3 protein-coding genes are annotated in these 1,818 nt (G+C 75.2%); all 3 read left to right on the top strand.

Annotated elements, in window-relative coordinates:
* Nucleotides 1-597: hypothetical protein (locus tag VGB14_17550; protein HEX9994738.1), on the top strand; the 597-nt coding region annotated here is incomplete at its 5' end.
* A 17-nt stretch (nucleotides 598-614) separates the two neighbouring features.
* On the top strand, nucleotides 615-944 hold the full coding sequence (locus tag VGB14_17545) for a YbaB/EbfC family nucleoid-associated protein (protein ID HEX9994737.1): 330 nt from the start codon (nucleotides 615-617) through the stop codon (nucleotides 942-944).
* A 9-nt stretch (nucleotides 945-953) separates the two neighbouring features.
* A complete protein-coding gene (recR, locus tag VGB14_17540; GenBank protein ID HEX9994736.1) occupies nucleotides 954-1,565 on the top strand; it encodes a recombination mediator RecR in 612 nt (203 codons plus the stop codon).
* Nucleotides 1,566-1,818 lie beyond the last annotated feature (253 nt).

The raw sequence follows: 1,818 nt of genomic DNA, 5'->3' as shown, positions 1-1,818 counted from the left end.
CTCGTCCCGGGGGCGGCGGCACCGACCGCGCCCGCCGCAGTCTCCGGCCCCGTCCCGGGCGCGGCGGCACCGACCGGTCCGGCCGCGGCGCCGGGCCTCGTCCCGGGGGCGGCGGCACCGACGGCGCCGACCGCGGCACCCGCCCCGACCCCGGCCGGGGCGCCCGCCGCCGGCCCCGCCTCCGCAGCAGCGGCCGGGGCCCCGCTGCCGACCCGGGACGAGCTCACCCTCGCCTGGGCCGACGAGGTCGTGCCCCGGCTGCCGAAGGCCGCCCGCGTGCGGTTCGTCGCCGGCCGGTTCGTCGACGTCGCCGACGGCGTCGTCCTGTTCGCGCTGCCCAACGCCGCCCACCGGGAGCGCTGCGAGCCGCTGCGGGGCGAGGTCGAGGCCACCCTTGCCGCCCACTTCGGCCGGCCCGTCCCGCTCCGCCTCGTCGTCGAGGGCACCCCGAGCGGGCCGCCCGACCGCCAGGACGACGACGAGGACCTGCTCGACGTCGACGTGCATTCGCTGCCCGACGCCACCGTCGAGGTACGGTCCGGGATCGACCGGCTGACCCAGGCCTTCCCCGGCGCCCAGCTGGTGGACGGCGACTGAGCCGGCGAGGAGGCACCGTGTCCGAGACCCCCGACCTCGGCGCCCTGATGCGCCAGGCCCAGGCCATGCAGGAGCAGCTGGTGGCCGCCCAGGCCCGCGCCGCCGAGACCGAGGTCGAGGGCCAGGCCGGTGGCGGCGTCGTCCGCGTCAGGGTGACGGGCGGCATGGAGTTCCGCTCGGTCACGATCGACCCGCAGGCCGTCGACCCCGACGACGTCGAGCTGCTCCAGGACCTCGTCCTCGCCGCCCTCCACGACGCGATGGCCAAGGTCGGCGAGCTCCAGCAGGGGGCCATGGGCGGCCTCGACCTCGGTGGGCTCGACCTCGGCGGCCTGCTCGGGGGCTGAGCGCCCCCCGTGTACGCCGGTCCCGTCCAGGAGCTGATCGACGAGCTGGGGCGCCTGCCCGGCATCGGGCCGAAGTCGGCCCAGCGCATCGCCTTCCACCTGCTGAAGCTGCCGCCCGAGGACGCCCTGCGCCTGTCCAGGGCCATCGCCGACGCCAAGGCCCGGGTGGCGTTCTGCCGGCGCTGCTTCAACGTCGCCGAGGGCGTGCAGGGCGAGGCCGAGTGCGGCATCTGCACCGACCCCCGGCGCGACCCGGCCGTCGTCTGCGTGGTCGAGGAGCCGAGGGACGTCGTGGCCGTCGAGCGGACCCGGGAGTTCGCCGGCCGCTACCACGTCCTCCAGGGCGCGATCAGCCCCATCGAGGGCATCGGCCCCGACCAGCTGCGGGTCCGCGAGCTGCTCGCCCGCATCGAGGCCGAGGGGATCACCGAGGTCATCCTCTGCACCAACCCGAACATCGAGGGCGAGGCGACGGCCATGTACCTCGCCCGCCTGGTCCGCCCCCTCGGGGTGACCGTCACCCGCATCGCCAGCGGGCTCCCCGTCGGCGGGGACCTCGAGTACGCCGACGAGCTCACCCTCGGCCGGGCCCTCGAGGGCCGCCGGCGGGTCGAGGGCTGAGCGAACCGCTCCCCGGCCCGACCAAGGTCGACCAGGGCGGAAAAAACCCCGAAGCGCCGTTCCGACGAGCCGGGCGCGGGCGGACAGTCCGGCTCGTTCACGAAACGGCGCTTCGGGCGAACTGATCGAGGGGGAGGGAGGCGAACGAGTGTGTCGAGCACACCCGGGCGGAACCTCGATCGGTTTCGTTGTGTCGGTCAAGCTACACCAAGAACGATCCCATGACAAGTACTTTGCAGTTTTGTGACAGGAT

It is taken from the genome of Acidimicrobiales bacterium (genome assembly GCA_036399815.1).
Taxonomy (GTDB): domain Bacteria; phylum Actinomycetota; class Acidimicrobiia; order Acidimicrobiales; family DASWMK01; genus DASWMK01.
The sequence above is the reverse complement of the archived record's forward strand: the minus strand, read 5'-3'. Positions and strand labels throughout refer to the sequence as shown.